This window comes from Arthrobacter sp. UYCu511 (genome assembly GCF_040547105.1).
Classification (GTDB): Bacteria; Actinomycetota; Actinomycetes; order Actinomycetales; family Micrococcaceae; genus Specibacter; species Specibacter psychrochitiniphilus.
In genome coordinates this window covers 56,303-63,976 of the sequence record NZ_JBEPPB010000017.1, presented here as the reverse complement: position 1 = coordinate 63,976, position 7,674 = coordinate 56,303, and the positions used below count along the sequence as shown (strand labels likewise).

At 55.8% G+C, this 7,674-nt stretch carries 6 protein-coding genes; 3 read left to right on the top strand and 3 right to left on the bottom strand.

The window, feature by feature from the left end; all coding sequences use genetic code 11:
- The 3 genes from ABIB48_RS17555 to ABIB48_RS17545 form a co-directional block, all read right to left on the bottom strand.
- Positions 1-287, bottom strand: a 287-nt coding sequence (locus tag ABIB48_RS17555; RefSeq protein ID WP_354213766.1) for an aconitase family protein, incomplete at its 3' end; no start/stop codon positions are given.
- 181 nt (positions 288-468) lie between these two features.
- A complete protein-coding gene (locus ABIB48_RS17550; RefSeq protein ID WP_110107531.1) occupies positions 469-1,419 on the bottom strand; it encodes a hydroxymethylglutaryl-CoA lyase in 951 nt (316 codons plus the stop codon).
- Positions 1,416-2,633, bottom strand: a complete 1,218-nt coding sequence (locus ABIB48_RS17545; RefSeq protein WP_110107533.1) for a CaiB/BaiF CoA transferase family protein — start codon at positions 2,631-2,633, stop codon at positions 1,416-1,418. Before ABIB48_RS17545 ends, ABIB48_RS17550 begins: the two co-directional genes overlap by 4 nt.
- A 361-nt stretch (positions 2,634-2,994) precedes the next feature.
- Between ABIB48_RS17545 and ABIB48_RS17540 the strand changes: the two genes are divergently transcribed.
- The 3 genes from ABIB48_RS17540 to ABIB48_RS17530 are packed head-to-tail and all read left to right on the top strand — an operon-like array spanning position 2,995 to position 7,575.
- Positions 2,995-5,073: a hydantoinase/oxoprolinase family protein gene (locus ABIB48_RS17540; RefSeq protein ID WP_110107535.1), complete on the top strand. Its 2,079-nt coding sequence runs from the start codon at positions 2,995-2,997 to the stop codon at positions 5,071-5,073.
- 4 nt (positions 5,074-5,077) lie between these two features.
- Positions 5,078-6,949, top strand: a complete 1,872-nt coding sequence (locus ABIB48_RS17535) for a hydantoinase B/oxoprolinase family protein (RefSeq protein ID WP_110107537.1) — start codon at positions 5,078-5,080, stop codon at positions 6,947-6,949.
- Complete coding sequence (locus tag ABIB48_RS17530) at positions 6,949-7,575, top strand: isochorismatase family protein (RefSeq protein ID WP_110107539.1); 627 nt, start codon at positions 6,949-6,951, stop codon at positions 7,573-7,575. Before ABIB48_RS17535 ends, ABIB48_RS17530 begins: the two co-directional genes overlap by 1 nt.
- Positions 7,576-7,674 lie beyond the last annotated feature (99 nt).

The window sequence follows — 7,674 nt, the reverse complement described above, 5'->3', positions numbered from 1 at the left end:
GCGCAGTTATTACGCAAAGTCTGGATCTGCGTACGGCTCGTCAGATCAGCAATAGGACGGTCAATGGCCAACGTGGGAGTGTTGTGATCCTCCGTAGCAATAGTCAAATCGGGGCGGCGCAGCGGACGGCCAGCCAACCGCAAACCCTCAAAGGCCTGCGGGGAGCTGACCTCGTGGACCAAGTGAAGATCAATGTAAAGAAGATCAGGCTGAGCAGCATCGCCCACGCCTTCACCCTGACGGACAACATGATCACGCCACACTTTTTCGGCCAACGTCTTCGCCATGACCTTCCTTTCATTGCACTTGGTATGTATATATTTCCTACTGCAGAAAACACCACCAGTAACAACTGGCGTTATCGCAGAACCCTCTCCTACGCTCCATCGTGTGCCATGAACAACTGATTCAGCACAGAGAAGTGTCAGCTATTTGGGTTCCAGTGCCCCGATACGTTGTTGTCACCGTTTAATTGTTCTCGGGCCAACGGGCCGCGGCCAGGTCGTTCCGGGTGCCCCCACGAGAGACGAAGGATGCTGACGGACGGCCAGTAAGTTCAGCGATTCGGTCCGAGACCTTCATATATTTCTCAAGGTCAATCCCCGTTGCTATCCCCAGCCCATCACACAAGTGGATCAGGTCCTCTAAAGCCGCGTTGCCCAAGACTGCAGGATCTCCGGGGAACCACATGTCCCCTCCCAACCCGCCGAAGGATCCTTCTAGCCAGCTGGCTCCAGCCATCATGGATGCAAGAGCGTTGGCCGGAGCGAAGCCGTTGCGGTTGTGAAGGTGCACTCCCACATCCAACTCGGGATAGTCCTGGCACACTTGCGCAACGCCGTCGTAGATTTCACCGGGATGTTCTTCACCCGAAGTGGCAGCGAGGTAGACACCGCTGGCGCCTGCCTCAATGGCAGCCTCCACCACGCGAAGCCGCTCTTCCTTGCTGACAGGCCCGCGAGCTGGCGCAAAGAACGCACACGCGACGGCAACAACCAGACGTGTGCCGACCGACTGCGTCAATTCACCAATTTTGGCAAGGTCCGCCAAGACTTCATCTACATTCATACCTTGGTTGCGTATGCTGACTTCGGTGTCCGCTGAGACCACCACGACAAGCTCATCCAATCCGCAGTCCGCTGCACGCTGTGCGCCACGGAGATTGGGAGCTAAACCCCTATAAACAACGCCGGGGAGTCGCGGCACGGCCGCCATGACTTCACTGGCATCTGCTAGTTGCGGCAAAACCCTCGGATGGGCAAAAGAGACGGCCTCTATCTCCCGAACTCCAGCATCGATCAACATATGAACCAGTTCTACTTTGTCCCCGGTGGGCACTGGCTCAACAACCGATTGCAGGCCGTCACGCAGGCCGACTTCAACGAGTCGAATAGAAGATGGCAGTTGTGGAAGACTCATGCAAGACCCCTAGTTCGCAGTGCTGACAAGTCAGAATCCGAGATCCCTAGCTCGGAGAGGACCTCTTGAGTATGTTGTCCCAGTGCGGGGCCGGGCCACCGTACGGTGCCTGTAGTACGGCTCAGCTTTGGGAAGACGTTTTGCATTGAGACAGGTCCCAGGACAGGGTGGTCTACTGAAATGATGGACTCACGGGCCAAATACTGTGGATCACTGAGCATATCCACAGGCCGGAATATCTTTCCTGCAGGGACTCCATGCTTCTCCAACAAAGCTTCTAGGTCTTCTGCCATCTGCGTGGAAGTAAACTCACCGATTATCCCGTCCAGTTCCTCTTGACGTTCTCCGCGGGCACCGTGTGTTGCATAGCGCGCATCGGAGGCCAGCTCGGGCTGATTGATGGCAACAGCCAATCGGCCGAACACTGTGTCTTGATTGGCGGCGATCAGCACCCATTTCCCGTCTTTAGTGGGGTATACGTTGCTAGGAGCGACGTTGGGGAGAATAGCGCCGGTACGTTCACGCTGGTATCCGGATACTTGCCATTCCGGCACAAGTGATTCCATCACGCCTAGGACTGCCTCATAAATTGAAGAATCCACCACCTGACCATGCCCGCTGGTCTCACGTTCATGGACAGCCGCCAACGCCCCTATGGTTGCGAACAATGCCGCGAGAGTATCACCAATTGAGATGCCAACACGTGATGGTGGCATGGACGGATCACCCACCACATACCTGAGGCCACCCATAGCCTCGCCTATCGCACCATACCCTGCTCGTTGGGAGTAGGGCCCGTCCTGGCCAAACCCGGAAACCCTCACCATAATGAGTTTCGGATTCAGTTCCTTCAGATCGGAGTAGCCCATACCCCACCGCTCCATGGTCCCTGGACGGAAGTTCTCGATAAGAACATCGGCCGTAGAGAGCAACTTTCGAGCTATATCCTGCGCCTCGGGCTCGCGCAGATTTAGGGTAACGGAACGTTTGTTGCGTCCCACAATCGACCACCAGAGCGACTGCCCCTCAGGTAGCTGCCGGCCCCATTGCCGAAGCGGATCGCCTTTGGTGGGGTCCTCAATTTTGACGACATCCGCTCCTAAATCGCCTAGCATCTGGCCACAGAAGGGCCCTGCAAGCAACTGGCCCATCTCAATAACTCGCAGGCCCGACAGGGGTCCTGAACCGGATTTAACTTCAATGTTGGCGGTCATAGCAGCCCTCCTGGGAAACGGCTTTGGCGATTGCGAAGTTGTTCAACTGTTGAATACGAACAGTGAAGATGTATACAACTTTGCAGAATTACCGCTGGGAGTCAAGAAAATTCTGAATATTTCCACAAAATCGTATGCAATCTAGTTGACAGCAGGCCGGTATGACTTTAGCCTGAATCTGAGTTAATGTGATCTGCATTACAGCATCTAACAGTGCGGGCACTCACTAAGTACCGGATCCAAGGAAGTGGCCCGTTACGGGCAGCCCTGGATGATACAAAAAATCTTTTTTACTTTACGGCCCAGCTCAGCGGCGCACCAGCGCGAGACATAGAGCAGAGACAGATATTGAGGAGAACTGATGGCATTTCGACTAGGTGTAGATGTTGGCGGCACCTTCACGGACATTTTGCTGATCAACGAAGAGACCGGGGAAACTCACCGATTCAAAACCGCCTCCACGCCCGAGGACCAGTCCATCGGCGTGCTCCACGGCATTGAACAGGTCTGTTCAGCTGCCAACATCGGGCTCTCAGAAGTGTACGAAGTCCTCCACGGCACAACTGTAGCCACCAACGCCATTCTTGAAAAAAAGGGTGCCCGCGTTGGCTTGGTAACAACTAAGGGCTTCCGCCAGGTCCTGCAGATCGCCCGATCGTTCGTTCCCGGGGGGCTGGCAGGATGGATCATTTGGCCCAAACCTGAACCACTCGCAGACCTTGAAGACACCGTTGAAGTCATTGAACGGGTGACCACCAACGGCGAAGTGCTCACGCCTTTAGACGAAGAAGACGTTAGGACCCAGCTCCGCAAGCTAAAGAAAAAAGGCATCGAGGCCCTAAGTATCAGCCTGATCAACTCCTACGCCTATGGGCACCATGAGTCCCGTATTGCCCAGATCGCCGCCGAAGAACTCCCCGGGATCCCCGTGTCCCAATCCTCAGTAGTTCTTCCCGAACTTCGCGAGTATGAACGCACTATCACCACAGTCGCTAACGCTTATGTTCAGGGTCAAGTATCCCGTTATGTTGGCAATCTCGAGAGCAAGCTGGGCGAAGCGGGGATCAACGCTCAATTATCAATCCTGCGCAGCGACGGCGGACTGGTTTCGGGCAAGGTGGCCGCGAACAACCCAGTGTCCTTATTGCTTTCCGGACCAGCAGGAGGGGTTACCGGTGCCGTGTGGGCTGCCGAACAAGCGGGGTTCTCTAACTTGCTGACTTTTGACATGGGAGGTACGTCCACTGACGTGGCACTTGTGCAAAACTTGACACCGCGCATAGGCCGCGAGACCACCGTTGGTGACCTGACAGTACGTGCCACCTCAGTAGACGTTCGAACCGTTGGAGCCGGTGGAGGTTCGATCGCTCATGTACCCCCGCTAACTCAGGCCCTGCGCGTGGGTCCTCAATCAGCAGGTGCATCCCCGGGACCCGCCTCATACAGCCGCGGCGGGGTGGACCCCACCGTCACCGACGCGAATGTTGTCCTGGGCTACCTTCTGCCCCAACTAGCCGGCGGAGAAATAGGTCTAGACGTTGAGGCGGCCGGAACTGCTGTGAAGACCATCTCCGAAGCCATCGGAATGGACGGGGTAGAAAGCGCTGCCGAGGGCATCATCCACATCGTCAATGAAAACATCTACGGCGCACTGAAGCTCGTATCAACTCAACAAGGATTTGATCCACGAGATTTCGCTTTGGTGGCTTTCGGAGGGGCCGGGCCATTGCACGCCAACGCCCTTGGAAAACTGACCGGAGCCTGGCCGGTCATCATCCCGCCGTCGCCGGGTGTCCTGTGCGCCTACGGGGACGCGACCACTAGTCTGCGTGACGAATCTGCCCGCACCTTGGTCCAGCGCTTTAGCGAACTCAGCGACGAGCTGGTCTACGATATTTTGAAAGACCTCGAAGCTAATGCCCGCGAATCGCTTCTTGCAGCCGGTCTCGATGAGAAGGACCTGACAGTCGCCTATTCGGCGGACATGCGGTACCACGGTCAAGGATTCGAAATCCCCATCACGGTAGATCTGAGCACTTTCCGCAACGGGAATGGCCTAACCCATCTTCGTTCCCAGTTCAACACCGAGCACGAAAGACTGTTCGCCTTTTTGCTGGACAATGAGCACGAATTTGTGACCGCCCGAGCTACAGTCAGCGGGCCCCGGCCCGAAGTAGCGTCAGTGACCCTCGAGGCTAGCGGTTCCGATCCCTACCTTGCAGAACTCAGCAAGCACACAATCTTCGTAGATGGGAGCAACCTCCCAGCCGTTATTTATGACCGAGGTCTGCTCAAGGCAGGGAACGTGGTTCCAGGACCCGCCGTCATTACCGAAATGGACTCCACAACGCTGGTTCTCCCGGGTCACACCGCAACCGTTCACCCGCACGGCAGCCTCCTGATCCGCCCCATTGAAGACCCTGAAACGACAAAGGACTGACTCCATGGCAACGCTAATTGAAACCGCCACACAACCCCTCAATGCAGTGGACGTGGACATTGTAACCCTTGACCTGATCGAAAATGCGCTCCGCAGCGCCCGCTACGAAATGGATGAGACTCTGTTTCGCACCGCACTGAGCCCGGGAATTCGGGAACAACATGATGAGTTCCCATTGATCGCCGATCCTGCCGGAAAAATGATTGTAGGGCAGTTCGGCTTGTCCATTCCGGACTTCTTAGAGAACTTCAAGGGGACCATCGAAGAAGGGGATGTGCTGATGACCTCGGACCCCTACTCATGTGGAGCTGCGATCAGCCATGCCAACGACTGGCTCGTGGTCATGCCCATCTTCTATGAAGGGCGGATCGTCGGGTGGGCATCCCAATTTGGCCATATGACAGACGTTGGCGGCAAGACTCCGGCGTCCATGCCAACGGACGCACGCACCATCTTCGAAGAAGGCGTTATTATTCCTCCTTTCAAGCTCTACAAGAAGGGGGAACGCGACGAGACCTCATTGGGGATCATTTTGAACCAGGTCCGCAAACCTGACTGGAACCGGGCTGATCTCAATGGGATTGTGGCGGCGTGCCGAACTGCTTCGCGGCGGGTACAGGAGATGTGCGCACGTTTTGGTGTAGATAGCTACACTTCTGCACTAAATGCCCTGCTAGACCGCAACTACCGAGCAATGAAGGTCCTGCTTGCGCTGGTGTTCAAGGAAGGGGAAACTCTTTCTTTCACCGACTATATTGATGATGATGGCCGCGGGTACGGTCCGTACGAGCTCACCATGGCAATCACCCGCACCGGAGACAAGGTGCTGATTGACCTCACCGGTAGCAGCCCCCAAGCCCAGGGCCCCATCAACTATTACATCAATGAAAATCTCATCCGTATGTTCTTTGGCATCTACATGATCACCGTGGCGGACCCACAAATTCTCTGGAATGACGGTTTTTATCCGTTAGTGGATGTTGAGATCCCAGACAATTCATTCTGGAAGCCCCAATACCCGGCTGCCCTCAACGGAAGAAACCATGGAATCGGCCGCCTCTTCGATCTTTTCGGAGGATTGCTGGGCCAAGCTAACCCAGATCTACTAAACGCCGCCGGCTTCTCTTCTTCACCTCACTTCATGTACTCCGGCAACTACAGTGGTGGCGAGCGCAAAGGTGAATGGTTCCAGCTCTATTCCATCGGCTTCGGTGGCATACCTGGACGGCCCATGGGCGATGGCCCCGACGGTCATTCGTTGTGGCCTTCCTTTGTCAACATTCCCTGCGAATATCTTGAGTCTTATTACCCGCTGGTGGTGGACTGCTGGGAGACAATCGCAGACTCCGGCGGCGCAGGATTACACCGCGGCGGAAACGGCGTTGACGTGGCCTACCGGTTCCTGGAACCTGGCACCATCGCTATCCACGACGACCGCTGGCTGACGTATCCATGGGGAGTTAAGGGTGGCGAGCCTGGCGACCGTGGCAAAAAATGGATCGACAGGGCAGACGGTACCAAGGAGATATTGCCCAGCAAAGTGCACGATGTGTCCGTTGGCAAAAACGATGTCCTACACTTCGTGACGTGGGGCGGAGGTGGCTGGGGAGATCCTTTGGAGCGGGATCCTGAGCTAGTGTGCAAAGAGGTGCGGCGCGGACTGGTAACGGCCGACGGCGCTCGGCGCAACGGTGTGGTGTGCAGTGAAGAGGGGGAACTCGACTCTGTTGCAACGCAGGAACTGCGTACACAACTCCGATCAACCCGTTCTGAACCGTTGCCTCTGTTCAATAGGGGTGGGGACATGGAATCATTACTGGCTAACTGTCTGGCAGAAACTGGACTGCCAGCACCGATCCCACCATTGGCAGTGTGATGGAAGTGACGGAGAACTTCAGCGATGGCTTCAATGGGACTCTGGTGCCTGGACGAAGCCCTGCCATGATCTCGATCGATCTAATGCGCGCTTACTTCGATCCAGAAAGCTCCTTATGTCTGCCCTCAACAGACTGTTTGAGCGTAGTGGCGTCAGTTATCGCAGCAGCCCGACAAAGCGCAGTGCCTGTGATTCACACGATCGTTCGTTACAGTCCTGATGCCTTGGATGGCGGCATGTTTGTCAAGAAGATCCCTGCCTTGAGAAGCCTCATCGGGGAGACAAGAAATGGGCTGCTCATGCCCGAGGTCGGGGCCTTGCCTGAAGAAACTGTGATCACCAAGCAATATGCGAGCGCCTTTTTCGGAACAAGCCTCAGTTCCATGCTTCAAGCTCGGGGCGTGGACACCCTCATCATTGTGGGCACCAGCACCAGCGGCTGCATCAGAGCAACGGCTGTGGATGCCATTCAACATGGTTTCGTTCCTATAGTGGTCCGTGACGGTGTGGTGGATCGCAACGAGACTGTGCACAACGCTTCACTGTACGACCTTCAAGCCAAATATGCTGAAGTGATGGACAGTGAAGCAACCATCGCCTATATCAAAAGCGTTCAGACTCCTTAGCGGGGCCTAGACGGCTTGAACTGTGCGGTGCTGTCAGCGCTGAACATAACCTGACAGCACCAGCGCAGTACAAGCGCTGAGGCCCAGTTGTCACCTTAA

Coding starts and splice junctions, on each gene's coding strand:
- ABIB48_RS17550 (WP_110107531.1), bottom strand. CDS start 1,419: ATGAGTCTTCCACAACTGCCATCTTCTATTCGACTCGTTGAAGTCGGC.
- ABIB48_RS17540 (WP_110107535.1), top strand. CDS start 2,995: ATGGCATTTCGACTAGGTGTAGATGTTGGCGGCACCTTCACGGACATT.
- ABIB48_RS17535 (WP_110107537.1), top strand. CDS start 5,078: ATGGCAACGCTAATTGAAACCGCCACACAACCCCTCAATGCAGTGGAC.
- ABIB48_RS17545 (WP_110107533.1), bottom strand. CDS start 2,633: ATGACCGCCAACATTGAAGTTAAATCCGGTTCAGGACCCCTGTCGGGC.
- ABIB48_RS17530 (WP_110107539.1), top strand. CDS start 6,949: ATGGAAGTGACGGAGAACTTCAGCGATGGCTTCAATGGGACTCTGGTG.